This window comes from Caballeronia cordobensis, assembly GCF_001544575.2.
Taxonomy (GTDB): domain Bacteria; phylum Pseudomonadota; class Gammaproteobacteria; order Burkholderiales; family Burkholderiaceae; genus Caballeronia; species Caballeronia cordobensis.
In genome coordinates, this window is sequence record NZ_FCNY02000008.1 from 294488 (window position 1) to 319984 (window position 25497).

Here is a 25497-nt window from a genome sequence, read left to right on the forward strand (position 1 = left end):
CAATAGACGCTGATTCATCCAATAAAACGCATGAGCGAGGAACGCAGGACCATGCAACGCATCCCGACGGGCAAGCCGCGGCCGACCATCTCCGACGTGGCGCGCGCCGCCGGCGTCTCGCCCACGACCGTCTCGCATGCGCTGAACGGCAAGGGCTACGTCGATCCGCAGACGCGCGAGCGCGTGAAGGAAGCGGCGCGCGCGCTCGGCTATCGACCGAGCGTGCGTGCGCAACGTCTGCGCACGGGCGAGGCGCACACCATCGCGCTGATTTCGTCGATGCCGTTCGAGATCGCGGGCGGCGCGTCGCGGCTCGGCTTTCTGATGGAAGTCGCGGCGGTCGCCGCGGCCGCGGCGCTCACGCGCGGGCTTGCCCTCGTGCTCGTGCCGCCGGTGATGGCGGGGCGGCTGCCGCTGGAGCAGCTCGATATCGACGGCGCGATCGTCATCGAGCCCACCGCCGACGACGCCAACGTCGCGTATCTGCAGGAGCGTGGCCTCGCTGTGGTGTGCCTCGGGCGTCAGCCGGGCAACGATGTCGCACCGTATGTCGACATTCATTCGTCGGCGACTACGGAACTGCTGCTGAATCATTTGCGCGAGCAGGGCAGCGCGAACATCGCGTTGCTGATCGGCGCGCAGCAGCGCAATTCGTATATCGAGGCGCGCGAGACTTACGCGCGCTTCTGCGCCGCGCACGGGATGACGCCGGTGATCGCGGTCGCGGACGAATCCGGCGGCGAGGAAGCCGGGCGCGACGCGTGCGCCGCGCTGCTCGCGCAGCATCCCGAGGTGGACGGCCTGTGCGCGCTCGTCGATGCCTTCGCGGTCGGCGCGGTGCAGGCCATCGCGCAATCGGACAAGCGCGTGCCGGACGACATCAAGGTCGTCACGCGTTACGACGGCACGCGCGCGCGCGCCTGCCGACCGCCGCTCACCGCCGTCGATCTGCATCTGGACGACATGGCCTCGCAGGCCGTCGATCTGCTGTTCGCGCATCTCGCGGGCAAGGGCGGCGCGCGCACGGTCGCGCCCGCGCTGCCCGAACTGGTGATACGTGAGTCGTCCCGAGCGTCATGAAGCCTTTTTGACCGTGATGCGTGCGAGGCGGTCATCGTACCGCTGAGAATAAACGGTCACTCATGCGACAATCGGAGCCTTCAGGAAATACAAGCAATAGGCTTTGGAGATACACATGACCACGCGAGCGGACGAGATTCTGACGGCGCTTGAGAGCGAAATTCTATCGGGCCGTCTCCCGCCCGGTTCGCGCCTGGAGGAAACCGAGCTCTCCGAGCGCTTCGAATGCTCGCGCACCCCGATTCGCGAAGCGCTGCGCCAACTCGCGTCTGAAGCGCTCATCACGATGCGCCCGCGCCAACCCGCGATGGTCGCCGCCTTGTCCGCGCGCAAGCTGCTCGAAATGTTTCAGGTCATGGCCGAGCTCGAAGGGTTGTGCGCGCGTCTGGCCGCCCGCCGCGCCACGCCGCAACAAATCGCGCGTTTGCGCGAAACGCAGGTCGAACTGCGCGGCACGCTCGACGCGGATCACGTCGATAGTTTCTACGAGATCAATCGCCGCTTTCACGAAATCGTCTACGAGGCGAGCCAGAACGACTTTCTTGCGGATCAGACTCGCGGTCTGCGCAATCGCGTGTCCATCTATCGAAAGATGGTCACGCAGAAGGTGCGTCGCCGTCTCGATACCGTCGACGAACACGAGCAGGTGATCGCCGCCATCGAGCGCGGCGACGGCGACGCGGCAGCCAAAGCGATGGCTGCGCATGTCAACCTGCTGGGCGAGCAAATGCTCGACTTCATCGCGCTGTTTCCCGAGCCTGCGGAAGTCGCCGAATAAGCAGCACAGCTCCCGAATCTTCTCAAAATCGCCGGGACGCCCGCCGGGACAAGCCGGCAGGCGTCGGCACGTCTGCGCACGCCCCGAATTTTTGAAAAAACCCTTGCAATGTATTTTGGAGCGGTAGTATCAGGATACAAGAACGCTGACAAGAAATACAGGATCGCAGCGTTTTCGTCTATTGATAACCGCGTCAAGAACAAGGAGCAGGTGATGAGCGAAACGCTGCACGCCGCGAACGATGTAGGGCAAGCGCAGAGAATCGAAGACCGCACGTACCGAAAAGTGACGCTGCGCCTCATTCCGTTTCTGATTCTTTGCTATGTCGCCGCGTATCTGGACCGGGTGAACATCGGCTTCGCGAAGCTGCAGATGCTGAGCGACCTGCAGTTCAGCGAGACCATTTACGGGCTCGGCGCGGGCGTGTTCTTCATCGGCTACTTCCTGTTTGAGGTGCCCAGCAATCTGATGATGCAGCGCGTCGGCGCGAAGGCATGGATCGCGCGGATCATGGTGACGTGGGCGCTGATTTCCGGTGCGTTTTTCTTTGTGCAGACGCCGACGCAGTTCTATGTGCTGCGCTTTCTGCTCGGCTCGGCCGAAGCGGGCTTCTACCCCGGCATCGTGCTGTATCTGATGCAGTGGTATCCCGCACACCGTCGTTCGCACGTGCTCGCGATCTTCATGATCGGCATTCCGCTCGCGGGCATCATCGGCGGACCGCTCTCGGGCTGGATTCTCGAGGCGTTTCACGGCTCGCACGGCCATCCGGGCTGGCGCTGGCTTTTTCTGATCGAGGCCGTTCCGTCGCTCGCGCTCGGCATCGCGGCGTTCTTCTACCTGCAAAACAAGCCGTCGGACGCGAAATGGCTGACGCGTGACGAAGCCGCGATCATCACAAACGCGCTCGATACGCCGACGAATCGCCACGCGCGCATCTCCGAAACGGTCGGTCAGGTGTTCCGCGACCCGCGCATGCTCCTGATGGCACTGATCTACTTCTGCGTGATCATGGGCCAATACGGCCTGACGTTCTGGATGCCGACGCTCATCAAGGCGTCCGGCGTGTCGGGCGCGCTGATGATCGGCGTGCTGTCCGCCATTCCGTTTATTTTTGGCGCGATCGCGATGGTTTCCTTTGGACGCAACTCGGACCGCACCGGCGAACGGCGCTGGCATCTGATCGTGCCGATGCTGATCGGCGCGCTCGGTTACGCCATCACAGCGGGCGCGGGCGCGAACGTGCCGCTTGCGCTCGTCGGCCTGTCTCTGGCGGCGGCGGGCGTGCTGACGCCGGGCCCGCTGTTCTGGGCGTTGCCGTCCGCGATTCTGGCGGGAACCGGCGCGGCGGCAGGCATCGCGGCGATCAATGCGTTCGCGGGTCTCGCAGGCTTCGTGAGCCCGTATCTGATCGGCTGGCTGCGCGATCTCACGCATACATCGGTGATCGCGATGTACGTGTCGGCGGGCGTCCTCGTTGTCGGCGCGGCCATGATTCTGCTCATTCCCGCAAAACTCGTGAACCGCTGATTCCGGTTTTCTCATCAAAAGAAAACGAGACGGCATGCCTGCGCGCATGCCGTTAGCGAGATGGTCAGCCTGACCAGATGCCCGATCGGCCCTGCGCTGATTGGGCTTTTCCCTTCCTGGAAACCGTCATTTCAAACGCTACGCTCATCGGCCTGATGAGACGCTGCACCGGCCGTCCGTACAAGCGGCTCGGTCTGGTTTGGCGCGCCATACATTTTTTTTGACCGGTTCGTTTGTTTGTATTTCATTGTGCTAGTCTATGTATTCACAAAACGATTTAACGGATACATTGGAGGCTGACAGATGGAACTGAACTTCAAAGGCAAATCGGCGCTGGTGACGGGCGCGTCCAAGGGAATCGGTTTGGCGACGGCGTGGGCGTTCGCCGCCGAGGGCATCGAGGAATTGCATCTGGCGGCGCGCTCCGCGGACGCGCTGCATCGCGCGCAAGACGAAATCGCGACCAAGCACGGCACGCGCGTGCATGTTCACGCGACGGATTTGTCCGTGACGCAAAACGCAATCGATCTGGCGCGCGCCTGCTCGAACGCCGACATCCTCGTGAACAATGCGGCTGATTCCAGCCCAGGCCCGCTCGACAAGATGACCGACGATCAATGGCGCGCGAGCCTGGACATGAAGATTTTTTCGTATGTCACGTTGACGCGCGAACTGTACGCGTCGATGAAGCGGCGCGGCAGCGGAGTCATCGTCAACGATATCGGCAATTCGGGCGAAAACTGGGACGCGAACTACATCATCGGATCGACGGGCAACGCCGCGATGATGGCCTTCACGCGCGCGATCGGCGGTTGGGCGCTCGATGACGGCATCCGCGTGGTCGGCGTCAATCCCGGACCGGTTGCGACAGATCGCATGGTCAAGCTGATGAAGCGCCGCGCGCTCGACTGGTACAACGACGAAAGCCGCTGGGAAGAGCTCTTCGACAAGTATCCCGGCAAGCGCGCGGCTCAAGCCGAAGAAGTCGCGGACCTGATCGTGTGGCTCGCGTCCGACCGCGCGAAATACATCACGGGCACGGTCGTCACCATCGACGGCGGCATTGCGTCGCGCCGCTCGATCATCTGAGGGGGACCACGACCATGCGCCGATTCGAAGAACGCAACGCCTATTTCGACCGCCTCTGCCACAGCGAAGGACTGATGTGGCTCGGTCAGAACACCAACCATTTCGAGCCGCATCCGGCCGTACGTCAGGCCGTGATCGACGCGCTCGACGGTGGCGAATATCACGCTTACGCGCCGCCGCTCGGCTTCGAGGAACTGCGGCAACTGATTCGCGATGACATCGGCTTGCCCGACGCGTCGGTGATGATCACCGACGGCGCCGTCGAAGCGCTGTACAACGTGTGCCGCAACGTCTGCGAAGCGGGCAAGGACTTCGTCACGACGAACCCGAGCTGGGCATGGCCGATGCAATTCGCCGAGCGCGCCGGTTCGCGCGTCATCGAGTTGCCGATCTATTCGGCCGGGCAGAACTACAAGCTCACGCCCGCGCAATTGCGCGCGGCGGTCAACGAGAACACGGGCGTCATCTATCTCGTCGACCCGAACAATCCGCTCGGCACCTGCCACACGGAAGACGAGATTCGCGAGTTCGCGGAGATCGCGCGATCGGTGGGCGCGTACTTCATTCACGATGCGACTTACTTCCAGTTCGCCGACAACTTCACGCCCGCGTTCCGTTTTTATCCGGAACGAACCATCGTCACATACAGCTTTTCGAAATGGCTCGGGCTGGCCGGCATGCGTCTGGGCGCCGTGATCGCGCATCCCGATCTGATCGAGCGATTCGCGTCCGCGCCGCCGAACAATCTTGGCAGCAACGTGTTGTCGCAGCGTGCGGCCATCGCCGGATTGCGCACAAAAGCGGAATGGTTTCCGGAAATTAATCGACGTCAGCGCCGCAATCAGGCGGCTGTCGTCGAAGCCGCGAAGCATGTCGAAGGCCTGAGTGTGCCGGTGTTTCCTTCGCAGGCGAACTTGCTGGTCGTCGAAACGATCAATGCGGGCATCACGCCCGAAGCGCTCGTCGAGGCGTTCCAGACCGAACGCGTGATGATCCGGCAGGGCGCGTATCACACGAAGCAATTCGGGCATCGCTTCGTCAAAGTGAGCCTGACGGTTCCCGAAGCCTGGGCGGATCGCTTCTGCGAACTGCTGCCGTCGATGGTCGAGCGCGCGCGTTCGATCAAGGAACCCGCCAACCAATTCTGATTTTCGACGAGACGAGACATGCCGTATTTGACGACATCGGATGATGTGCAGCTCTATTACGAAGAAGCGGGCGAAGGTACGCCCATTGTTTTCGTGCATGAATTCGGCGGCGATCTGCGCAGTTGGGAAGCGCAGATGCGCTACTTCAGCCGGCGCTATCGCTGCATTGCGTTTGCGGCGCGCGGTTACGCGCCGTCGGATGTACCCGACGACATCGAGCGCTATTCGCAAGCCATTGCCGCGCGCGATATTCGCGATGTGCTCGACGCATTGAAGATCGACCGCGCGCATATCGTCGGGTTGTCGATGGGCGGTTTCGCGACACTGCATTTCGGGCTCGATTTTCCGGAACGCGCGCGTTCGCTCGTCGTCGCGGGCGCGGGTTATGGCGCGGAAAAGGAGTTTGAAGACCATTTTCGGGAAGTGTCGCTCGAAGTCGCCAAACAATTCGAGACGCAAGGTTCGGAAAAATTCGCGAAGACCTATTCGCTCGCGGCATCGCGTATCGCGTTCCAGGTCAAAGATCCGCGCGGCTGGCTTGAATTCGCGACGATGCTCGGCGAACATTCCGCGCGCGGCTCCGCGATGACAATGCGCGGCGTGCAGGCGCGCCGTCCGTCGATCTACGACCTCGAAGCGCGTCTCGAGGCGATGACGGTGCCGATGCTCATCGTCGTTGGCGACGAAGACGATCACTGTCTGCAGCCGGGCATTTTCCTGAAGCGCACGGTGCCCGCGAGCGGACTTGTCGTGATGCCGAAGACGGGCCACACGCTCAATCTCGAAGAGCCCGCGATGTTCAATCAGCACGTCGCCGAGTTTCTCGCGATGGTCGAGCAAAACCGCTGGCTGCCGCGTGATCCGCGCGCGGTGCCTGCACAAATCATGAAGACGTCATGAGCGCGAGTACTTTCGTCGACGAAAAACGCCTTGCGCAACGGCTCGCCGCGATGGCGCGCATCGGTGCAACGGAGAAGGGCGGTGTGAATCGCCAGGCGCTCTCGAAGGAGGACGCAGCGGCGCAACGTCAACTCGTGCAGTGGGGCGAGGCGCTGGGACTGAAGCCTTCCGTCGATGCCATCGGAAATCTGTTCTTGCGGCTCGAAGGCACGGATGCAAGCGCGCCGCCCGTGCTGTCCGGCTCGCATCTCGACAGCCAGCCGACCGGCGGCAAGTTCGACGGCGTCTTCGGCGTGCTGGCCGCGTTCGAAGCGGTCGAGGCGATCGTCGCATCAGGCGTGAAGCCGCGCGCATCGATCGATGTCGTCGCGTGGATGAACGAAGAAGGATCGCGTTTCGCGCCGGGCATGATGGGTTCGGCGGTCTTCGCGGGCGCGCGCGAACTCGATGCGGTGCTCGCCGTCGTCGACAAACACGGCGTCAGCGTGAAGGACGCACTTCGCGACGTGCGCGAGACGTTGCGCGACGTGCCCGAGCGCGCGTTGGGCGAACGTGTGTCGGCGTATGTCGAGGCGCACATCGAGCAAGGTCCGCATCTCGAGAACGAAGGGCTCACGATCGGCGTCGTCACCGGCATTCAGGGCAAGCGCACGTTCGCGGTGCGCGTGGAGGGCGAAGCGGCGCACGCGGGCACATCGACGCGCGCGGAGCGCAAGGACGCGTTGCTTGCGGCCATCGCAATGGTGCAGGCGCTCGCCGATGCCTTGCACGACGCCGAAGATATCGTCAAGTTCACGATCGGCCGCTTCGATGTGAAGCCGAGCGCGCCGTCCGTCGTCGCGAGTTCGGTCGACTTTTCGATCGACTTGCGTCATCCGGATTCGAACGTGTTGCAGGCGCTCGGCGACAAGATCCAGCCGATCTGCGAGGCGCATGCGGGCGTGTGCGCGGTGCGTGTGACGGAGTTGTCGAAGGCGATGTCGCTGGATTTTCCGGAACCGATGCGCGCGCTCATCCGCGATGCCGCGTCGGGCCTGGATTTGCGGCATCGGGACATTCTGTCCACCGCGGGCCACGACGCACGTTACCTGCATTACGTGTGTCCGTCGGCGATGATCTTCGTGCCGTCGCATCTCGGTCTTACGCATTGCGAAACGGAGTACTCGTCGTCGTCCGATCTGACGGCGGGCGCGAGGTTGCTTGCGGATGTATTGAGCAAGCTCGCGGCCTAGGGTCGAGAGGTTCGTATTGCTTAAGTCGCGCGGGGCTTGCGTGGCATGCGAGGCCGTCGATGGGTCGCACACCCCGCCGTAATACGGCGGGCGGCTGCATAGGCTGCGAACTCGGAGAGTACCCAGACGACAACGATATGCGTGAGTCGGGCCTGCTCAGGCGAAGACGAAGTACTTCCGCACCGTCTCCACCACTTCCCAGGTTCCTTTCATGCCGGGTTCAATCACGAACACGTCACCTGCCTTCAGGTGCACCGACTTCTCGCCTTCCGGCGTGATGATGCAGTAGCCGTCGAGGAAGTGGCAGAACTCCCATTTCTCGTAGTTCACCTCGAACTTGCCCGGTGTGCAGATCCAGGTGCCCATGATCTTGCTGCCGTCCTTGGAGAGGTAAGCATTGAGGTTCACGGTGTGCGGATCGCCGCCGATGCGCTTCCACTTGGTGGCATCGAGGACCGGAGTCGGGCAGGTTTCGCGCAAAACGGTTATGAAATCGGACATGTCAGTTCCAAACGATTGAATATGGGTCCATCACCTTAGTTCAAGGGCGTTACTGGGGCTAGTACGCTTCCGACATCGACCCATCTATTTTCGACACTTCAGTTCCCATCGAGCGTCGCCATCGTCGATGGCCACGTAAGCGGCCACGCATCGCGGCGAGTCGCTGCCCGCGCCATCCCGGTAGCTAGTGGGAAATCCTAATCCGTCCGGGGATTTTGACTTATTGACATATGACGTCTCACCTAATATTTTGATGGTTATGCGCAACCCGACGGATCGATTGCGCAGCCCCTGAAATAGACGCATGCCAGCCAGGGACCATCCGCCGGCCTCCGCGCTCGAGGTCGGCGAAATTCTTATTCCGCCAGAGGTTTCAGATGAAATCCCCGCTCATGTTCAAACCCTTCGTCGTCGCGTGCGCTTTCGCGGCGGGTGCCTTGCTCGCTGCGCCGAGCGCCTTTGCTGACGACGTCAACATCGGTCTTGCTGCCGGCCTCACCGGATCCTCTTCGCACTACGGCGAAGACATCAAGCGCGGCGCCCAGCTTGCTATCGACGATGCGAACGCTAAAAAGCTGGTCATTGGCGGGAAGCCAGCGAACTTCGTGCTGTCGGTGGAAGACGACCAGGGCGATCCTCGGATCGGCGCTCAGGTGGCCCAAAAGTTGGTCGATGAGCACGTGGTGGGCGTCGTCGGACACTTCAATTCCGGCACCAGCATCCCGGCGTCGCGCATCTATCACGGTGCCGGAATTCCGATGGTGTCGCCCGCAGCAACCAACCCGACGCTGACCTCCCAAGGCTACGCGGACGTCTTCAGACTGATCAATTCCGATGCGCAGATGGGGCAACTCGCAGGGCGGTATGCGGTTGATTCCATGAAAGCCAAAAGCATCGCGGTCATGGACGACCGGACCGCGTTCGGACAGGGAATCGCCGACGAGTTCGTCAAAGGCGTGGACAAGTCGGGCGGCAAGATTGCGATGCGCGAATTCACGACTGACAAGGCGGTGGATTTTCGTGCGCAGCTGACTCACATCAAGTCGATCAACCCTGACGTCGTGTTCTGGGCAGGCCTCGATCAACAAGCCGCGACCATTGCGAAGCAGATGCGCGCCTTGGGTATCAAGGCTGTCCTTCTGGGCGGCGGCAGCTTCCAGAACGACACCTTCCTGCAAGTGGCAGGACCGCAGGCTTCGGATGGCGCGCTGTCGTGGGGATATGGTGCGCCGTTGACGGCGAGCGCGACCGGCAAGCAGTTCGAGGACAGAATGAAATCGAAGTATGGCCAAGGTGTCGTGGCGTTTGCGCCGAACGCCTACGATGCGACGTGGGTGCTGATCCGCGCGATGCAAAAAGCGAATTCGACGGATCCGAAGGTCTACGGCCCGCAAATCAAATCGGTATCGTTTCCGGGCATCACGGGCGACGTCTCGTTCCAGGCCAACGGCGACCTGAAAGCGCCGGGTGCGACGCTCTATAAGGTCGAACAGGGCAAATGGGTACCGGTCGCCCAGACCAATGGTGACAAGATCGAGCCGCTGAAGGCGAACTGAGCACGATCTGACCTTCCTTTCAGACAAGCGAACCGGATCTGTCGCCCGCCGCATCTCGCAGCGTTCGTGTTTCGCTTGCAAACAACATCAGCCTATGAAAGACGTAGTCGTCATCGGGGCAGGTCTTATCGGATGCTCCGCAGCGTTGAACCTCGCGAAGCGGGGGTTCCGAGCGCAGATCCTGGACAGTGCCGCGCCTGGATCGGGTTGTTCGTTCGGCAATGCAGGGATCATCGCCGTGGACCACGTGGCGCCACTGGCCAGTCCTCAAACCGTCGCGGGTATCCCGCGAATGCTTTTGCAGCAAAACAGTCCGCTGCGACTGAACACTCAAGGCATTCCCCGGATGACGCCGTGGATGTGGAAGTTCGTACGACAGGCTTCACCGGCCAACTATGCGCGCAACACGGTCTCGCTTGCGAGTCTCGTCACGGTCGCCAAAGCGGGGTGGCGACGTCTGCTGGAGTCCGGCGAGATTCCCAAAGAACTGTTTCGGGACATCGGCGCGCTGTACGTGTACGAGCAGCCCGAAGACAACAAGGCTCGTGAACAACTCATCGACGTGCTCGACCGCTTCGGCGTCGAGCATAGGGAGTTGAACGCCGACCAGGTACGAGCGAATTATCTTCCCTCGCTCAAGGCAAAGATCAGCCACGCCCGTTACATGCCTGGGATGGCATCCGTGACGAACCCGCAGCGCGTCGTTCAAAGCCTGTTTGGAGCGGCGCGATCGGCGGGTGTCGCGTTCAGACAGGCTCGGGTTGAAGGATTCTCGCTGGGACCGGACGGCCGAGTGACGGTGCATGCCGGCGCCGGAACGACGACCGTCGACAAAGTGCTGGTTGCTGCGGGCGCGCTGTCGGCGAAACTGATCGAACCGCTCGGAACCAGCATTCCCTTGACCAACGAGCGGGGTTATCACGTCGAGTTGAAGGAGCCCTCCGCCGATCAACTGAAGGTTCCCGTCAGCTTTGTGGAGGCCGGGTTCACCTGCAACCCGATGAGCACGGGAATCCGGCTGGCGGGCACGGTCGAATTTGGCGGCGGGGAAAAGCCCGATTGGCGAAGAGCCGACATGCTCGTGAGAGAGTTCACGCGGATGTTCTCTGGCGCAAGTCCGAAAGAGTCGAGTCGCTGGTTTGGTGATCGTCCGACGCTTCCTGATTACCTTCCGATGATCGATGAAATACCCGCCGCCAGAAACGTATTCGTAGCAACGGGGCATCAGCACCTGGGGCTGACATTGGCGCCCGTTACAGGCGAGCTTGTCGCACAAATGATAGCGGGTGCTCCCACGGCAGTGGACCTGAGTCCTTTCCGGGCCAACCGCTTTGCGTGAGAAACCATCCGATTGTCTGAAGGAGTAGAAAGAAGTGGAAAACGTCAAAGTATTGGATAGCGCCACGACGGCGCGCATTCTTGATTACCGCGCGCTCGTCGACGCGTTGGAGAGCGTAAGCCGTGAACTGGATCAGGGCCGCATCCACGTGCCGGTGCGTGTGAGCGTACCGCTGGGGAGGGACGGGCAGTTCTTGACGATGCCTGCGAGCGCAACCGACATCGCGATCCATAAACTCGTCAGCGTCAACTTCGATAACCTGCAGAAAGGGCTGCCGACGATTTTCAGTCTCGTGACGGTATGTGACGGTGAAACAGGCGAACCGCAGTTTATCCTTGACGGACAGGCGCTTACCGGGCGCCGTACCGCCGCGCTATCGATGCTGGGTGTCCGTCTTCTGCACCCGGCCACGCCACGATCATTCGTGATCGTCGGCACAGGTGTCCAGGCGCGTTATCACGCTGAAGCGATCGTTGCTCTGTACCCTGAGGCACGTCTGCACGTAAAGGGCACCGACTCCGCTTCGGAAGTCGCTTTCCGCGATGCACTCAAGCGCAACGGTATCGACGTATTTCCGACCGAGGGACACGTGCCCGCTGACACGGACACGGTTATCACGGTGACGACGAGTAAGAAGCCGGTCTACGATGAGGAACCGAGAGCCGATCGGCTTGTGATTGGCGCGGGATCGTCAACGCCTGACGCAGCCGAACTCGCGCCCCGAACAGTGCGTGGCAGTCTTGTCTTTGTCGATAATCTTCCTGGCACGCGTGCCGAAGCGGGCGACCTGCTTCAGGCCGACGTCGACTGGACGAAAGTGACCAGTCTCGGGTCGGTGGATACAACGCGCATTCCGAAGGGCACCCCGATTCTGATGAAGGCGGTAGGATGCGGCGCCTGGGACCTGGCTGCTTGCCGCGTTGCGCGTGACGCACTATCAAACGCTTAAGCACTGAACGGCTAGCCACAAACAAAAAGACCGTAGGGCTGTCCTCTCGGATGCGCTACGGTCTTTCGTTCTACTCGGTGCTGGGAGCCGCGAGTTATTCGGCGCGACTGCTCGTGAGATTGTGATACCGCTCCAGGCTTTCGTTCAAGTGTCGTCGCATGGCACGTCTCGCTGCAGTGACATCCCGTTGTTCGATCGCAGTGAGGATGTCGCCATGCTCGCGCTGGATGCGACGAATATACGTTCTCCGCTCTTTCGGATTGGCTTTGCCATGTTTCAGGCGCAGATCGATGATGATCTCCTGACCCATGGATCGAAGGATCGATGCGAAGTGCGGGTTTTCGGAGCAGGTTGCTACAGCGAGATGGAATTCGAAATCAGCCCGCGCGCATTCGGCATCATCGTCGGCGGAGACAATTTCCATCCGGGCATACACTTCCTTCAACGCGCGAAGGTGCGCGTCCGATCGACGCTGAGCCGCGTATGCGGCGCATTCGGTCTCGACACCCGTACGCAATTCGAGCACGTGCATCGAATTGTTAAGCGTGGTCGAGTCGATGAAGGCCGTTTCCCCACTATGACCGGGTGCCTCGGCGACAAACACCCCGACGCCGTGACGCGCAATCAAACGGCGTCCAAGCTTGAGAGAAGCGACGGCCTCGCGTATCACGGTCCGGCTGACGCCGAACTCGGTACAGAGTTCAGGCTCCGTCGGCAACTTCGAACCTGGAGGATAGTCGCCTCGATCGATCTTGTCGTTGAGTGCCTGAATCACCAGCTCAGTCAGACTGCGCCGTTTCCCACTACTTGCAGCGTTTTTCAGTAAGGTTTCAGCGTCCATCCCGAGTGCCTCACACCGGATAAGTGGATCTCCGCAATATCGGTTGCAGACAGCCGCGTCAGCCGGAAGTCAGACCTTATGTGTGTCTGACTTCCGCCGTATGACATATTACGACTTTATCACAGTGATGACTGGCGCGTGCTTCTCGATGGAAAAACCTCAATCAAGTCAGTGACATCCGTCAAGCGTAGATATAGCCGCCGCTGACGATGACGTTCTCACCCGTTGCATAGGTATTGCGCGCGCTTGCCATCATGACGACCCACTGACCAATCTCTTCCGGTTCGGCCGCGCGACCCAACGGGTTGGCTGCCGCGAGTTCGCCGAGGAAGCCTGCCTTCCTGGCCTTTTCGGTGGCAAAGCCCGCAGGGGCCACGGAATTCACCAGAATGCCGTCCTTCGCAACTTCATGAGCGAACGACTTGGTGAGACTCACGACCGCTGCCTTCGTGGCCGCATAGTGGGCGTTCTGCGGATGCGCCTTGAACGCATCGACCGACGTGATATTCACGATTCGCCCAGCGACATGGGCTTCGACCTTCGGACGGCTGCGCATGTGTTCAACGGCGGCAACCATCATGTGGTACGTGCCCTTGATGTTCACCGCGTTTTCCAGATCCCAATCGTCGTCGGAGATCTCCAGCAAGGGCTTGCGCGGATAGATCGCGGCGCTGTTGACCAGACAGTCGACGCGTCCCAGTTCCTTCACGGCGCTTTGAAACGCAGCCTTCGCGAGATCCGAGCGCGTGATGTCGCCTTCAACGCCGATCACGCGATGTCCTTCACGCTTGAGCGACTCAACCGTTTCCGACAGCAGCGGACCATTCTTGTCGATGAGCGCAATGCTCTCAGCGCCATCTGCAAGCATTAGCTTTGCGATGCTCAGTCCGAGGCCGGTTGCGCCTCCCACAATCACCACTCTCTGATTCTTCATCTGAGTCTCGAGAAAAAAGGGGGTTCGTCAAGATTTGACCGACACGATCTGTGAGCCACCGGGAGCCTGATCGGTCGGGAAAACTTCGAGCCGGGAGACGTCCACGGCTTCGGGAAGCCCGAGCGCCATCGAGATAAGCTCGGCAATATCCTCGGGCTGGATCGAGCGATACGCCTCGTAGAGCTTCTCGTTGGCGCCTTGCTCGCCTAGCGCGCTTCGGTAGAGGTTGGTCTGGACACGACCGGGCGCCAGTTCCGTCACGCGAACCTTGGTCCCCAGCAGGTCACAGCGCAACGAGTCGCAGAACATGCTGATCGCCGCCTTGGTTGCCCCATAAACCGCCGTGTTCGGGTGCGGGAATCGCCCGGCGCTCGATCCGATGAAGAACAGATGGCCGCGACCACGAGCGATCATGCCCGCCAGCGCCATCTGCGCCAGCCGAAGCGGGGCACGCAGGTTGATGTCGATCATGTTGTCGACATCGATCGGGCTGCTTTCATTGAATTTCGCGATGGCGGGCAACAGACCCGCGTTATTCACGACAACGTCGATCTCGGCGCGTTCGAAGACGTCGCGAAGCGGCGAAGGGTCACGCAAATCCAGTGCGATCGGCGTGATGTTGCCAACAGCCGCGAGCGAATCGAGGGCACTCGCGTCACGACCCACGGCATACACATGCAGACCGTCTTTCACGAGACGCGTCGCAATGGCTCGTCCGATTCCGCTGGACGCGCCCGTGACTACTGCGTTTCGATACCTGAGAGTGTTCATTTTTCGCAAAGAGGTTGCTTGCTACGGCAGACTAGATGACACCTTCTTCGAGGAAGGGCTTGTTCTCGACCACGCGCTGGTAGCCTAGAGGCGAAAGATCAAGCGCCCGGTACTGTCCATAGATGATCAGTTCGCTCAAGCCTCTGCCGACCGCGGGCGATTGCTGCAGACCGTGGCCGCTGAATCCGTTGGCGAACAGGAAGTTGTTCACTTCCGGGTGCGGGCCGACGATTGCGTTGTGGTCAAGCATGCAGAAGTCGTAGTGGCCTGCCCACGAGCTGACCACCTTGATCGCTTCGAACGCGGGGACGCGTTCGGCGAGCGCGGGCCAGATCACGTCCTCGAATTCGGAATGGACGACGTCGAAATCGTCCACGTCCGCCAGCGGATCCGGCTCCGGATAACAACCGGTCAGATAGTATTTCCCTTCGGGGCGGAAGAAGATGCCCGTCGTGTCGATGGTGAGCGGCACGATCCCTTCCAGCGGCGTGCGGCAATCGAATACGAAGAGACAGCGCTTTCTCGGTTCGACCGGAATGTCCAGACCGGCCTTGCGCGCCATCGCGGGGCCGCGCGTACCGGCCGCGTTGACCAGCACGCCGCAACCGATCTCCTCACCGCTCTTCAATACGATGCCGGTGATCTTCGAGCCTTCGCGACGGATGTCGACGACTTCATTCTCGATGTACTCGGCGCCGAGCGCGCGGGCTTTCTTGCGCATGCCTTGAAGGAGGCCGTAGCTGTCAAACCAGCCCTCGCCGGTCTGACCGTACACACCGTTGACGAGGCCGTCCGTATTCAGCCAAGGAAAGCGCGCAGCAAGCTTCTCAGGGTCGAGCAGAACGACGTCCGCGCCGTTCTCGCGCTGCGTTTCATAGTTGCGCTCGAACATCGGCGCGCCCTTGGCGTCACCCAGGTACAGATACCCGTTCTCCTTGAAACCGAGCTCGGGCGCATCGCCGTCAACCGCGACGAGCTCGTGGAAGTTTCGAATGAACTCGGTCCCGAACTGCGAGATCTTGATGTTCAGCGGATTCGAAAACTGATGCCGGATCGACGCGCTCGACAGGGCGGTCGCGGACTGCGCATAAGACCAGTCACGCTCCACGACGAGGATCGAACCCGTGAAGTCAGGGTTTTGCTTCAGGAAGTACGCGGTCGCACTTCCCACCACGGCGCCACCCACGATGACCACGTCATAGTGGGATTTCTGTGCTTGCTGTGCCATCTTGTTGCTTTCCAGGAAAGACGTTGGAGACGAGCCGATCAGTTCGTTTTCGGGTCTTCGAAGTGACCGTCTGCCGCGAACTTGCCGCCCTGGTACTTGACCGCCGGGTCGCGAGGATCGGGCAACGGCGTATTCGCATAGACTTCCGCCGCATAACCGTCGGCAGAGTCTTGCGGGTGATACCCGAGGTAACCGGCCGCCGTGTTGTCCCAGAAGTTGGCACTGTTCTTCGAATTTCCGTAGACGATCATGTGACCCACGCTCGGCGTTAGCAGGGAGCGCACGCACATGCGCGTGAAGTCGTCGTAGGAGAGCCACGTCGCCAGCATGCGGCGGTCGGTGGGCTTCGGAAAGCACGAGCCGATACGCAGGCAGACGGACTCGATGCCGAACTTGTCGAAGTAGTAGCGCGAGAGATTCTCGACGAACGTCTTGCTCACGCCGTAGAGGCTGTCCGGGCGTTGCGGCACGTTCGAATCGATGGTCTGCGTGCATTCGTAGAAGCCGATCGCATGCACCGAGCTTGCGTAGATCACGCGCTTCACGCCGGCCTGACGCGCGCCTTCGTAGATGTTGTAGCTTCCGACAATGTTCGAATCGAGGATCACCTGGAAGGTGTTCTCACGCGGCGCGCCACCCATATGGATGACCATATCCACGCCTTTGAGCATCTCGAACACGGCATCGCGGTCCGCGAGATCGCAGATGAAGTGCTTTTCGTTTTCACGTACTTCGCCGAGCGACTGTCGCCCGTTCAGACTGAGCGTCTCCGCGTAAGGACGGAGCGACTCCCGGAGCACGGAACCCAGGGCGCCACCGGCGCCGGTGATCAGGATGTTCTTGAATTGGGGCTTGATAACGTCGGTCATGCCTGCACTCCTTATTGTTGGGTCGATGCGGTCAGGGCGTCCAGACTGACACCGTAGTCCGCGCGCAGTTGCGCTTCGGAGATATATTCGTTGCGCACATCGCGAAGCAACGCCTCTTTCGAACGCTGTTCCGGTGCACCGACACCGCCTCCACCGGGCAGAGAAAGCGTGACGCGTTGATGTTCGCCAACCGCTTGCGTGCCTTTGCCGCGCATCTTCGTGCCGTCCGAGAGCGTCACTGCGCCTGCTTCGCCCGACTTGCCGCCAGACTGACCGCGGGCCGGGTGGTCGATACGGTCGAACATCGCGTTGAAGCGGAAGTGGTAGCCCGCGCGCGGTCCGATTTCGACGATCTGGCCCAGGCCGCCACGATGCTCTCCAGCGCCACCCGAACCCGAACGCATTTCCTTGCGCCAGACGACGATCGGCCCGACCTGTTCCGTGGCTTCGACCGACATCGCGTGGACGCCGCTCGGAAATGCCGTTGCCGACAGACCATCGAGTTCCGGACGCGCGCCCGTGCCACCGCTGTTGAACATGAGGATTTCGCTGCCCTTGAGACCAGAGCCTTCTTTAACGGGGCGCGCGCTGACGTGCAGATTCCAGAGCGCGCCCGAGCCTTCGGCGGGCGCGCGGTTCGGCACGACCTTGTGAAGCGCGCCCAGCACGAGATCAGGGACGAAGTGCCCGAGCACGTGACGCACCGCCACCGGACTCGGATGCTGCGCATTCAGGATGCAGCCTTCCGGCGCCTGAACTCGGAAGGGTTCCAGCGACGCCGCGTTGTTCGGCACCTCCGGCGCGATGATGCACTTCAGGCCATAGCACGCATACGCTTTTGCATACAGAAGCGGCACGTTGATGCCGAATGGGCTGGCAGGCGACGAGCCGGCGAAGTCCGCGAGCAGATGATCTTCCGCTACCGTCAGCGTGACGTTGAGTCTGACCGGCGTGTCATAGCCGTCCAGCGTCATTTCGTTCGTCTGCGTCTGCTTCGGCAGGGCGGCGATCCGTTCGAGCGTGGCCTCGCGGCTGCGTGCGAGGATGAACTCGCCGATGCCTTCGACGTCCTTCAGCTCGAATTCCTTGAGCATCTCGATGAGCCGCTTGTGTCCGGTCTCGTTACACGAGGCGAGTGCGTACAGATCGCCCACGACCTTGTCGGCTTCGCGCACGTTGTGGCGCAGGATGTTGACCAGATCACGATTCACTTCGCCGCGCTCGATGAACTTCATGATCGGCACGAACAAGCCTTCTTCGTACACTTCACGCGAGTCCGGACCGAAGCCGCGGCCGCCGATATCGACCACGTGCGCGGTGCTGGCGAAGTAGCCGATCAGTTCGCCGTTGTGAAACGACGGAGAGACGACGGTGAAGTCATGCAGGTGACCGGTGCCTTTCCACGGATCGTTGGTCAGATAGACATCGCCCTCGTACATGCGTTCGATGCCGATATCGTTCATGAAGTGCTCGACCGCTTCGGCCATCGTGTTGACGTGGCCCGGCGTGCCCGTTACGGCTTGCGCGAGCATGCGGCCGCGCTTGTCGAAGATGCCGGCGGACAGGTCGCCCGCTTCGCGCACGCTGGTGCTGAAGGCGGTGCGGATCAGGGCCATCGCCTGTTCTTCGACCACGGAGATCAGACGGTTCCACATGACCTGCATGTGGATGGTGTCGAGATTGCTGAGTGACATGGGCTTACTCCTGATGTGCAGTTGCAGCGTTCAGTTCTTTGGATACCGCGAGCAGACAGCCATCGGGCTGGACCGTCGCGTTGAACGACGAGGTCACGAGCGTCGAGGTTTCCGGCTCGACGATGATGGCCGGGCCGCTCACGCTCTCGCCGACCTTCAAGGAGCCGCGCTCGACGATCGCCGCTTCCACGAACTTGCTCAGGGCCGCGTCGAAAATCTTGCGGGTCTTTTGGACCTTCGCGGCGTCGCGTGACGTGACCATCTGAAGCCGTTCAACGGGCGGCAGCGGGGAACTCGCCTTGACGGCCCAACTGACGATCTCGATATCCAGACCGTCGATCGGACGACCGAAGAATTGCGTGTAGGACTTCGTGAACGATTCAGCGAAGTTGATTCGATCCTCTGCCGTGAAGCGGCGATGGGGAAGGGCCACCGGAATTTCCCAACCCTGTCCGACGTAGCGCATGAACGCCTTGATCTCGACGACAGGTTCCGCTTCACCCGAACCTTTGCGCGCGAAATGGATTGCCTCTTCGCTCAGGTGGTCAACGATCTTGTTGAGCGCATCGGCATCAAACTTCTCGAAGCGCATGCTGGCGCTTTGAACGCTTTCGTAGCCGAACGGGGCGCGCAGGAAGCCAATCGCCGAACCGACGCCCGCGCCGGGCGGCACGATGAACTTCTTGATGCCACTCTTTTCGCACAGGCGCGCCGCGTGCAGCGGACCGGCGCCGCCGAACGTGATCATCGTGTAGTCGCCGATGTCCTTGCCGCTCTCGACCGCGTGAACGCGCGCCGCGTTGCTCATGTTTTCGTCGACGACTTCCGCCACGCCGTAGGCCGTTTCCTCGGGGCTGAGGTTGATCGCGCCGCCGACTTCGGTAATCATCGCGTCCGCCGCATTCTTGCTGGACAAGGGAATCGACCCGCCAGCAAAGTTGGCGGGGTCCAAACGGCCCAACAGCAGGTCGGCGTCCGTTACGGTCGGCTGCGTGCCGCCGCGTTGATAGCACGCAGGACCGGGTTCGGAAGCAGCGCTGTGCGGGCCGACGCGAATCTGACGCATGACGTCCAGCGAGGCGATCGAGCCGCCGCCTGCGCCGATTTCGACCATCTCCACGACGGGGATCGAGATCGGCATGCCGCTGCCTTTCTTGAAGCGATACGTGCGCGCCACTTCGAACGTGTTCGCTGTCTTGGGCGTGAGGTCGTCGATCAGACAGATCTTGGCCGTGGTGCCGCCCATATCGAAGGAGAGCACGGTGTTCAGGTCATAGCGGGCTGCGATATGCGCCGCGAAAATCGCGCCACCTGCGGGACCCGACTCGACGAGACGCACCGGGAACTCCGACGCACTCTCGACCGACACGATGCCGCCGCCCGAGTGAATGATGAAGATGGGGCAGACCGCGCCCGCATCGCGCACCTTGCCGAGCAGCCGGTCCAGGTACGACTTCATGATCGGACGAACATACGCATTCGCACACACGGTATTGAAGCGCTCGAACTCGCGAATCTGCGGCGACACTTCGCTGGAGATCGATACGGAAACGTTCGGCAGGCGCTTCGCGATCGCGTCGCGCATCATGCGCTCGTGCTCGCCGTTCACATACGCGTGAATGAAGCCGACCGCGACGCTCTCGTAGTCACCCTTTTCGATGCGATCGACGACAGCCTCGATTTGCGGTTCGGTCGGGGCGAGCAGCACGCCACCTTGGGCATCGATGCGTTCGCTGAGCGTAAAGCGGTCCGCGCGTTCGATCAGCGGCGGCGGCAGCTTGATATTCAGATCGTATTGCTCGAAGCGGTTCTCCGTCCGCATCTCGATCGTGTCACGGAAGCCTTCGGTCGTGACGAAGGCCGTCTTTGCACCGCGACGCTCGATCAGGGCGTTCGTCGCGAGGGTCGTGCCGTGAATGATGACCCCGATGTCCTTCAGCGCGATACCAGCCTTGTCCGCAACGATGCCGATGCCTTTGATGATGGCGCGCTCGGGCGCCTCGTAATCCGTCAGCACCTTGGTGGAATAGAGCGCTCCACCAAGTTCCAGCGCGACGTCGGTAAAGGTCCCACCGATATCGACACCCACGCGTGCTTTATCGTGACTGGCCACCATGACTCTCCTTGTAAACCATGATATGCGCCGAGCACCGCTCAGCGCGTTTTCCCGATGACGAACAAATCGTTGGAGGGCGGGGGCATGCGGGGACGCCCGGCGCCTTTTCCACACCCTCCATTCTGCCTTTCGCCGCGTTTATTTTTTGCTCGTTGACATATGATGAGTGACGTCATAAAGTGATGTCAAGACAAACAAATTAAAAAGTTTGTTGGCCAGATTTTTATCCAGTCGATTGTCCATGTAAAGCACTGTTTTATAACGATAAACTAGAACGTTCTCCATCGAGGATTGAGCCGAAAAAGGCCGGGTATGAGTAACTACCCCGATTGGCGTAAATCTCTCAAAACTTTAATTTTCCCGTGCTTTTGGTCGAAGCCGGGGCGCAGCAGAGGCGGGCTATTGTCCGAACCGGGTGCGCTGTTTTGGACGTCTCGTCGGGTGGGCGAATCACGCCTGCCTGACTGGCTTAACTGCTCTCGCAGCGAGAGCGTCATGGAGTGCCAGTGGATATCTTTATTCAGCAGATCCTGAATGGCTTGGTGCTAGGCAGTGTCTACGCGATCATCGCCTTGGGGTACACGATGGTGTACGGCATCCTGGGGATCATCAATTTCGCGCACGGCGACGTGTTGATGGTCGGCGCTCTGGTCGCGCTATCGACCATCTCGGTGTTGCAGAACCACTTTCCCGGGCTGGGCAATGTCCTCACGCTCGCGATCGCACTGGTTGTCGCAGCGATCGTCTGTGCAATCGTGGGCTACACGATCGAACGCGTCGCGTACCGTCCGCTGCGCAAGGCCCCGCGTCTGGCGCCGCTGATTACGGCCATCGGCGTATCCATCCTGCTGCAGACCCTCGCGATGATGATCTGGTCGCGTAATCCGCTCGCGTTCCCGCAACTGCTCCCGACCGATCCCATCAACGTGATCGCGTCCACGGACACGACGCCTGGCGCGGTCATCTCGATGACAGAGATCGTGATCATCGTCGTCGCCTTCCTGGTGATGGCCGGTTTGCTGCTGCTCGTTCACAAGACCAAACTCGGCCGCGCGATGCGCGCTATCGCGGAGAACCCGGGCAACGCCGCGCTGATGGGCGTCAATCCCAACTTCGTGATCTCCGCGACGTTCATGATCGGATCGGCACTGGCTGCGCTCGCGGGCGTGATGATCGCGTCCGAATACGGCAATGCCCACTTCTATATGGGTTTCATCCCGGGGCTGAAGGCCTTCACGGCTGCCGTGCTGGGCGGTATCGGCAATCTCGCAGGTGCGATGGTGGGCGGCGTCCTTCTGGGGCTCATCGAGCAACTCGGAGCCGGTTACATCGGCACGCTGACCGGTGGCGTGTTCGGCAGCAACTATCAAGACGTCTTTGCATTCATCGTGCTGATCGCTGTCCTGGTGTTTCGACCGTCAGGCCTGCTCGGCGAACGCGTCGCCGACCGAGCTTAACAAGGGAGACAAAAGACATGACATCGATCCAACGCATCGAACCATCTGCCACGCTGGTACCCGAACGAGGCGCCACCCACCGGATAGCCATTGGCGTCGTGACGACGATTCTGGTTGCAAGCGCACCGATGCTCATCGGTGCAGTGGGCGGCAACTACTGGGTCCGCGTGCTCGACTTCGCGATGCTCTACGTGATGCTCGCGCTTGGTCTGAATGTGGTGGTGGGATTCGCCGGCTTACTGGATCTCGGTTACATCGCGTTCTATGCGGTCGGGGCGTACACGGCAGCGCTTCTGTCGTCTCCCCATCTGGCGAGCCAGTTCGAATGGATCGCCCATCTTGCACCGGGCGGCCTTCATGTGCCGTTTGTGATCATCGCACCGCTCGCAATGGCCTTGGCCGCATTGTTCGGGGTATTGCTCGGCGCGCCGACGCTGCGTCTTCGTGGCGACTACCTTGCGATCGTGACCCTGGGGTTTGGCGAGATCGTGCGGATTTTCATGAATAACCTCGACCGTCCGCTCAACATCACGAACGGGCCGAAAGGGATCAACGGCATCGATCCGGTTCATGTCGGCGGCTACAGCCTCGCGCAGACGCACAGCGTGTTTGGTTTCGAATTCCCCTCTGTGTATCTCTACTACTACGCGTTCGTGCTGTGCGCATTGCTCGTGATCTGGGTATGCACGCGATTGCAGCATTGCCGAATCGGTCGCGCATGGGCGGCGATCCGCGAGGACGAAATCGCCGCGAAAGCGATGGGGATCAACACGCGAAACGTCAAGCTTCTGGCCTTCGCGATGGGCGCTTCGTTCGGTGGACTGTCGGGCGCGATGTTCGGTGCGTTCCAGGGTTTCGTATCGCCTGAATCGTTCACGCTGCAGGAGTCGATCGTCGTGCTCGCGTGCGTGGTACTTGGCGGCATGGGACACATTCCGGGCGTCATCCTTGGCGCGGTCTTGCTCGCCGTACTGCCCGAGATTCTGCGCACGACGATGGGTCCGCTTCAACATGCCATCTTTGGACACGAGATCGTCGACACCGAAGTCATCCGGCAGCTTGTCTATGCGCTCGCAATGGTCCTGATCATGCTTTATCGCCAGGAGGGTCTGTGGCCTGCAGCGAAGCACGAAGACAAGATCGCAAGGGTAGCGAGGCGCAACGCAAAGAAGCTGGCTCAATCCTGATCGACGGAGCATTGAACATGAGTGAAAAGACGATTCGATTGTCCGTCAAGGGAGCCACTAAACGCTTTGGCGGATTGCAGGCGCTATCGGATGTGGGTCTGGAAATCGAAGCAGGCACGATCTACGGCTTGATCGGCCCGAACGGAGCCGGAAAAACGACCTTCTTCAACGTGATCACCGGCCTTTATACGCCGGACTCGGGCGTGTTCAAGCTGGACGGACACGACTACAAACCCACGGCGGTGTATCAGGTGGCTCAGGCGGGTATCGCGCGCACGTTCCAGAACATTCGTCTCTTCGGCGGCATGACCGCGCTGGAGAACGTGATGGTCGGCCGGCACGTTCGAACCCGGCACGGACTGCTCGGTGCAGTGTTTCAGACGCCGGCTGAGCGACGCGAAGAGCGCGAAATCAAGGACAGAGCGCTTGAGTTGCTCGACTACGTTGGCGTTCTCCAGTATGCGGATTACACGTCGCGCAATCTGTCATACGGTCATCAGCGACGGTTGGAAATCGCGCGCGCGCTCGCCACCGATCCGAAAGTGCTCGCGCTCGACGAGCCTGCGGCGGGAATGAACGCTACCGAGAAGGTCGAGCTCACCAAGCTGCTCGACAAGATCAGAAGCGATGGCAAGACGATTCTGTTGATCGAACACGACGTGAAGCTCGTCATGGGGCTGTGCAACCGCATGACCGTGTTGGACTACGGAAAGGTCATCGCCGAGGGGCTTCCGCAAGACGTCCAGAAGGATCCGAAAGTCATTGAAGCCTATCTTGGCGCAGGAGTGCACTAATGCCGACTTGCATGCTGAAAATCAAGGGCCTCCAGGTCAACTACGGCGGCATTCAGGCGGTGAAGGGCGTCGATCTCGAGATAGAGCAGGGCGAACTGGTCACACTGATCGGCGCGAACGGCGCAGGTAAAACCACGACGATGAAGGCCATTACCGGCCTCAAACCGTACTCGGCTGGCGACATCGAGTATATGGGCCAATCGATCAAAGGCGTACCGCCGCACGAGCTGTTGAAGCGGGGTCTTGCGATGGTGCCGGAAGGTCGAGGCATTTTTGCCCGCATGACGATCGTCGAGAACATGCAGATGGGCGCTTACCTGCGCAGCGACACAGAAGGCATCAAGTCCGACGTGGATCGTATGTTCGGCTTTTTTCCACGACTGAAAGAGCGGGCGACACAACTCGCCGGGACCTTGTCCGGTGGCGAACAGCAAATGCTGGCGATGGCACGGGCAATTATCAGCAAACCTAAATTGTTGTTGCTCGATGAGCCGTCGATGGGTCTGTCGCCCATCATGGTGGAGAAGATCTTCGAGGTAGTGCGGGAGATATCTTCGGAAGGCATCACCGTGATGCTCGTCGAGCAAAACGCTCGTCTGGCGCTTCAGGCGGCCAATCGAGGCTACGTGATGGATTCTGGCACCGTCACGATGGCTGGCGATGCAAAGCAGATGCTGGATGACCCGAAGGTGAGAGCAGCCTATCTGGGTGAATGAAGGGCGAATGACAAACAGGTGATGCAGAGGACAGCCATGAAGATATTGGTGCCAGTGAAACGCGTGGTGGACTACAACGTGAAGGTTCGGGTGAAATCGGATAACACGGGTGTCGACATCGCCAACGTGAAGATGTCGATGAATCCGTTCGACGAAATCGCGGTTGAAGAAGCCGTGCGTCTGAAGGAAGCGGGCGTTGCTACGGAAGTGATCGCAGTATCGTGCGGTGTAGCCCAGTGCCAGGAGACGTTGCGCACGGCGCTGGCGATTGGCGCGGATCGCGCTGTGTTGATCGAAAGCGATGCAGAGTTGCAGCCTTTGGCGGTGGCGAAATTGTTGAAGGCACTGGTCGATCAGGAAAAGCCCGAACTCGTGATTCTCGGCAAGCAAGCGATCGACGACGACTCGAATCAGACCGGTCAGATGCTTGCTGCATTGGCGGGTTTGCCGCAAGCGACGTTCGCATCGAAAGTCGTGATCGCCGATGGCAAAGCCTCGGTGTCGCGTGAAGTCGATGGCGGTGCGGAAACGCTATCGCTGAAACTGCCCGCTGTTGTCACGACCGATTTGCGGCTGAACGAGCCGCGCTATGTGACGCTACCGAACATCATGAAGGCAAAGAAGAAGCCGCTGACGACGGTTAAACCCGCCGATCTCGGCGTCGACGTCACGCCGCGTCTCAAGACGCTGAAAGTCACCGAGCCGCCGAAGCGCAGCGCCGGTATCACCGTGCCGGACGTGAAGACGCTGGTTGAAAAACTGAAAACCGAAGCGAAGGTGATCTGAGC

The 25497-nt window shown here is 60.7% G+C and carries 23 protein-coding genes; 15 read left to right on the forward strand and 8 right to left on the reverse strand.

Going from position 1 to position 25497, the window contains the following annotated elements; all coding sequences use genetic code 11:
* Positions 1–51 precede the first annotated feature (51 nt).
* From AWB70_RS17745 to AWB70_RS17775, 7 genes are all read left to right on the forward strand, one after another.
* Positions 52–1080, forward strand: a complete 1029-nt coding sequence (locus tag AWB70_RS17745) for a LacI family DNA-binding transcriptional regulator (protein WP_053570448.1) — start codon at positions 52–54, stop codon at positions 1078–1080.
* A gap of 115 nt (positions 1081–1195) precedes the next feature.
* On the forward strand, positions 1196–1858 hold the full coding sequence (locus tag AWB70_RS17750; RefSeq protein ID WP_045456993.1) for a GntR family transcriptional regulator: 663 nt from the start codon (positions 1196–1198) through the stop codon (positions 1856–1858).
* Between the two features lie 213 nt (positions 1859–2071).
* Complete coding sequence (locus tag AWB70_RS17755; RefSeq protein ID WP_053570447.1) at positions 2072–3388, forward strand: MFS transporter; 1317 nt, start codon at positions 2072–2074, stop codon at positions 3386–3388.
* 303 nt (positions 3389–3691) lie between these two features.
* On the forward strand, positions 3692–4477 hold the full coding sequence (locus AWB70_RS17760) for a short-chain dehydrogenase/reductase (RefSeq protein ID WP_053570446.1): 786 nt from the start codon (positions 3692–3694) through the stop codon (positions 4475–4477).
* 14 nt (positions 4478–4491) lie between these two features.
* Positions 4492–5625, forward strand: a complete 1134-nt coding sequence (locus tag AWB70_RS17765; RefSeq protein ID WP_053570445.1) for a pyridoxal phosphate-dependent aminotransferase — start codon at positions 4492–4494, stop codon at positions 5623–5625.
* Positions 5626–5643: 18 nt separating this feature from the next.
* Positions 5644–6525 (forward strand): alpha/beta fold hydrolase, encoded by an 882-nt coding sequence (locus AWB70_RS17770; RefSeq protein ID WP_053570444.1) that lies wholly within the window; start codon positions 5644–5646, stop codon positions 6523–6525.
* Positions 6522–7757 carry a hydantoinase/carbamoylase family amidase gene (locus AWB70_RS17775; protein ID WP_053570443.1) on the forward strand — a complete coding sequence of 412 codons (1236 nt, stop codon included), beginning with the start codon at positions 6522–6524 and terminating at the stop codon, positions 7755–7757. The genes AWB70_RS17770 and AWB70_RS17775 overlap by 4 nt, the downstream gene beginning before the upstream one ends.
* A gap of 156 nt (positions 7758–7913) precedes the next feature.
* On the opposite strand, the gene AWB70_RS17780 is transcribed toward AWB70_RS17775, so the two are convergent.
* Positions 7914–8258: a cupin domain-containing protein gene (locus AWB70_RS17780; protein WP_045457010.1), complete on the reverse strand. Its 345-nt coding sequence runs from the start codon at positions 8256–8258 to the stop codon at positions 7914–7916.
* Between the two features lie 377 nt (positions 8259–8635).
* On the opposite strand from AWB70_RS17780, the gene AWB70_RS17785 reads away from it, so the two are divergent.
* From AWB70_RS17785 to lhpI, 3 genes are all read left to right on the forward strand, one after another.
* On the forward strand, positions 8636–9814 hold the full coding sequence (locus tag AWB70_RS17785) for a branched-chain amino acid ABC transporter substrate-binding protein (protein ID WP_053570442.1): 1179 nt from the start codon (positions 8636–8638) through the stop codon (positions 9812–9814).
* A gap of 94 nt (positions 9815–9908) precedes the next feature.
* Entirely contained in the window at positions 9909–11153 is a 1245-nt protein-coding gene (locus AWB70_RS17790; protein ID WP_053570441.1) for an NAD(P)/FAD-dependent oxidoreductase, read from the forward strand.
* A 34-nt stretch (positions 11154–11187) separates the two neighbouring features.
* Complete coding sequence (gene lhpI / locus AWB70_RS17795) at positions 11188–12102, forward strand: bifunctional Delta(1)-pyrroline-2-carboxylate/Delta(1)-piperideine-2-carboxylate reductase (protein WP_053570440.1); 915 nt, start codon at positions 11188–11190, stop codon at positions 12100–12102.
* 94 nt (positions 12103–12196) lie between these two features.
* Here the strand turns inward: lhpI and AWB70_RS17800 are convergent, their stop codons facing one another.
* The 7 genes from AWB70_RS17800 to AWB70_RS17830 all read right to left on the reverse strand — a co-directional run bounded on the left by AWB70_RS17800 (position 12197) and on the right by AWB70_RS17830 (position 20555).
* Complete coding sequence (locus AWB70_RS17800) at positions 12197–12943, reverse strand: FadR/GntR family transcriptional regulator (RefSeq protein ID WP_053570439.1); 747 nt, start codon at positions 12941–12943, stop codon at positions 12197–12199.
* Between the two features lie 181 nt (positions 12944–13124).
* Positions 13125–13877 carry an SDR family NAD(P)-dependent oxidoreductase gene (locus AWB70_RS17805; RefSeq protein ID WP_045457020.1) on the reverse strand — a complete coding sequence of 251 codons (753 nt, stop codon included), beginning with the start codon at positions 13875–13877 and terminating at the stop codon, positions 13125–13127.
* 27 nt (positions 13878–13904) lie between these two features.
* Positions 13905–14648 (reverse strand): SDR family oxidoreductase, encoded by a 744-nt coding sequence (locus AWB70_RS17810; RefSeq protein WP_053570438.1) that lies wholly within the window; start codon positions 14646–14648, stop codon positions 13905–13907.
* Between the two features lie 31 nt (positions 14649–14679).
* On the reverse strand, positions 14680–15876 hold the full coding sequence (locus tag AWB70_RS17815; RefSeq protein WP_053570437.1) for an NAD(P)/FAD-dependent oxidoreductase: 1197 nt from the start codon (positions 15874–15876) through the stop codon (positions 14680–14682).
* Positions 15877–15914: 38 nt separating this feature from the next.
* Positions 15915–16745: an NAD-dependent epimerase/dehydratase family protein gene (locus tag AWB70_RS17820; RefSeq protein WP_053570436.1), complete on the reverse strand. Its 831-nt coding sequence runs from the start codon at positions 16743–16745 to the stop codon at positions 15915–15917.
* An 11-nt stretch (positions 16746–16756) separates the two neighbouring features.
* The gene (locus AWB70_RS17825; RefSeq protein ID WP_053570435.1) at positions 16757–18439 is read right to left on the reverse strand and encodes a hydantoinase B/oxoprolinase family protein; all 1683 of its coding nucleotides are present in this window, start codon (positions 18437–18439) and stop codon (positions 16757–16759) included.
* 4 nt (positions 18440–18443) lie between these two features.
* On the reverse strand, positions 18444–20555 hold the full coding sequence (locus AWB70_RS17830; protein WP_053570434.1) for a hydantoinase/oxoprolinase family protein: 2112 nt from the start codon (positions 20553–20555) through the stop codon (positions 18444–18446).
* Between the two features lie 506 nt (positions 20556–21061).
* Between AWB70_RS17830 and AWB70_RS17835 the strand changes: the two genes are divergently transcribed.
* From AWB70_RS17835 to AWB70_RS17855, 5 genes are read left to right on the forward strand one after another with little or no spacing between them, the layout of a single operon-like run.
* On the forward strand, positions 21062–22012 hold the full coding sequence (locus tag AWB70_RS17835; protein WP_045457037.1) for a branched-chain amino acid ABC transporter permease: 951 nt from the start codon (positions 21062–21064) through the stop codon (positions 22010–22012).
* Between the two features lie 17 nt (positions 22013–22029).
* Positions 22030–23199, forward strand: a complete 1170-nt coding sequence (locus AWB70_RS17840) for an ABC transporter permease subunit (RefSeq protein WP_053570433.1) — start codon at positions 22030–22032, stop codon at positions 23197–23199.
* 17 nt (positions 23200–23216) lie between these two features.
* Positions 23217–23993: an ABC transporter ATP-binding protein gene (locus AWB70_RS17845; RefSeq protein WP_053570432.1), complete on the forward strand. Its 777-nt coding sequence runs from the start codon at positions 23217–23219 to the stop codon at positions 23991–23993.
* Positions 23993–24709 (forward strand): ABC transporter ATP-binding protein, encoded by a 717-nt coding sequence (locus AWB70_RS17850; RefSeq protein ID WP_053570431.1) that lies wholly within the window; start codon positions 23993–23995, stop codon positions 24707–24709. The genes AWB70_RS17845 and AWB70_RS17850 overlap by 1 nt, the downstream gene beginning before the upstream one ends.
* Before the next feature lie 36 nt (positions 24710–24745).
* Complete coding sequence (locus AWB70_RS17855; protein WP_053570430.1) at positions 24746–25495, forward strand: electron transfer flavoprotein subunit beta/FixA family protein; 750 nt, start codon at positions 24746–24748, stop codon at positions 25493–25495.
* Positions 25496–25497: the final 2 nt, after the last annotated feature.

Excerpts from the sequence above, each read along its gene's own strand:
- AWB70_RS17850 (WP_053570431.1), top strand. The coding sequence starts at position 23,993 with ATGCCGACTTGCATGCTGAAAATCAAGGGCCTCCAGGTCAACTACGGC.
- AWB70_RS17840 (WP_053570433.1), top strand. The coding sequence starts at position 22,030 with ATGACATCGATCCAACGCATCGAACCATCTGCCACGCTGGTACCCGAA.
- AWB70_RS17745 (WP_053570448.1), top strand. The coding sequence starts at position 52 with ATGCAACGCATCCCGACGGGCAAGCCGCGGCCGACCATCTCCGACGTG.
- AWB70_RS17800 (WP_053570439.1), bottom strand. The coding sequence starts at position 12,943 with ATGGACGCTGAAACCTTACTGAAAAACGCTGCAAGTAGTGGGAAACGG.
- AWB70_RS17825 (WP_053570435.1), bottom strand. The coding sequence starts at position 18,439 with ATGTCACTCAGCAATCTCGACACCATCCACATGCAGGTCATGTGGAAC.
- AWB70_RS17815 (WP_053570437.1), bottom strand. The coding sequence starts at position 15,876 with ATGGCACAGCAAGCACAGAAATCCCACTATGACGTGGTCATCGTGGGT.
- AWB70_RS17755 (WP_053570447.1), top strand. The coding sequence starts at position 2,072 with ATGAGCGAAACGCTGCACGCCGCGAACGATGTAGGGCAAGCGCAGAGA.
- AWB70_RS17845 (WP_053570432.1), top strand. The coding sequence starts at position 23,217 with ATGAGTGAAAAGACGATTCGATTGTCCGTCAAGGGAGCCACTAAACGC.
- AWB70_RS17785 (WP_053570442.1), top strand. The coding sequence starts at position 8,636 with ATGAAATCCCCGCTCATGTTCAAACCCTTCGTCGTCGCGTGCGCTTTC.
- AWB70_RS17790 (WP_053570441.1), top strand. The coding sequence starts at position 9,909 with ATGAAAGACGTAGTCGTCATCGGGGCAGGTCTTATCGGATGCTCCGCA.
- AWB70_RS17810 (WP_053570438.1), bottom strand. The coding sequence starts at position 14,648 with ATGAACACTCTCAGGTATCGAAACGCAGTAGTCACGGGCGCGTCCAGC.
- AWB70_RS17855 (WP_053570430.1), top strand. The coding sequence starts at position 24,746 with ATGAAGATATTGGTGCCAGTGAAACGCGTGGTGGACTACAACGTGAAG.
- AWB70_RS17805 (WP_045457020.1), bottom strand. The coding sequence starts at position 13,877 with ATGAAGAATCAGAGAGTGGTGATTGTGGGAGGCGCAACCGGCCTCGGA.
- AWB70_RS17820 (WP_053570436.1), bottom strand. The coding sequence starts at position 16,745 with ATGACCGACGTTATCAAGCCCCAATTCAAGAACATCCTGATCACCGGC.
- AWB70_RS17765 (WP_053570445.1), top strand. The coding sequence starts at position 4,492 with ATGCGCCGATTCGAAGAACGCAACGCCTATTTCGACCGCCTCTGCCAC.
- AWB70_RS17830 (WP_053570434.1), bottom strand. The coding sequence starts at position 20,555 with ATGGTGGCCAGTCACGATAAAGCACGCGTGGGTGTCGATATCGGTGGG.
- AWB70_RS17775 (WP_053570443.1), top strand. The coding sequence starts at position 6,522 with ATGAGCGCGAGTACTTTCGTCGACGAAAAACGCCTTGCGCAACGGCTC.
- AWB70_RS17760 (WP_053570446.1), top strand. The coding sequence starts at position 3,692 with ATGGAACTGAACTTCAAAGGCAAATCGGCGCTGGTGACGGGCGCGTCC.
- AWB70_RS17770 (WP_053570444.1), top strand. The coding sequence starts at position 5,644 with ATGCCGTATTTGACGACATCGGATGATGTGCAGCTCTATTACGAAGAA.
- AWB70_RS17750 (WP_045456993.1), top strand. The coding sequence starts at position 1,196 with ATGACCACGCGAGCGGACGAGATTCTGACGGCGCTTGAGAGCGAAATT.
- AWB70_RS17780 (WP_045457010.1), bottom strand. The coding sequence starts at position 8,258 with ATGTCCGATTTCATAACCGTTTTGCGCGAAACCTGCCCGACTCCGGTC.